Annotated in this window: 1 protein-coding gene; it reads right to left on the bottom strand. The window is 60.6% G+C overall.

What is annotated here, in order from left to right; genetic code table 11:
* Nucleotides 1-640: transposase (locus tag BQ17_RS21950; RefSeq protein ID WP_176722439.1), on the bottom strand; the 640-nt coding region annotated here is incomplete at both ends.

The following is a 640-nucleotide window of genomic DNA, read 5'->3' as shown; positions in this document are numbered from 1 at the left end:
GCCTCGCTGTAGTCGCCAGCATCGGCAACCGCGGTCAGGCTCTCCACGCCGAGCACCGCCATGGTCTGCTGGCATTGGCCGCTGAGCGGGTTCTGATCGTTCCCTTCGTTGCTAACTTCGTGAGACACAATGAGCTGGTGTTTGTCATCCACGCAACTTTGCACGTTGTCGCCGGTGACGTGCTGTTTCCCCTTGCTCAAGGCCCGTGCAGCGGGGTCGGTACGGGAGAATTGGGGCTCACCGCTTGCCTCTAGTCGCTCCCGTTGCGCCTGCTTGCGTGCCTGGCGTTCCTTGAGTTCCTGCAACTTCTCGGCAAGGGCGGGGTCTTCAGCAAGCCTGTCGCCCACTTGAGCTTCGTGGGCATCGTTGGCAGCGAGGGACTGCGTGTAGGTTTCCAGATCACGTTCGAGCTGCTTCAACTCCGCTTCCAAGCGCTTCTTGGTTGTGATGCTGGCGTCACTGGCGCTGGCCTGCAAAAAGGAGCCGTCGATGGCGATGGTTTCTCCACCCACCAGATCCAGCTCGCGGCACAACACAACGAAATCTCGGTTCGCCGCGCGCAAGGCGTTCCCGTTGACCCGTCGAAACTCAGCGATGGTACGGTAGCTCGGGACCAAGCCCTCCAGTAACCAGATCAACT

The sequence above is a fragment of the Candidatus Thiosymbion oneisti genome, assembly GCF_900092655.1.
Lineage (GTDB): Bacteria > Pseudomonadota > Gammaproteobacteria > Chromatiales > Chromatiaceae > Thiosymbion > Thiosymbion oneisti.
Note: the sequence above shows the minus strand (reverse complement) of the source record. Positions and strands in the feature narration are given on the sequence as shown.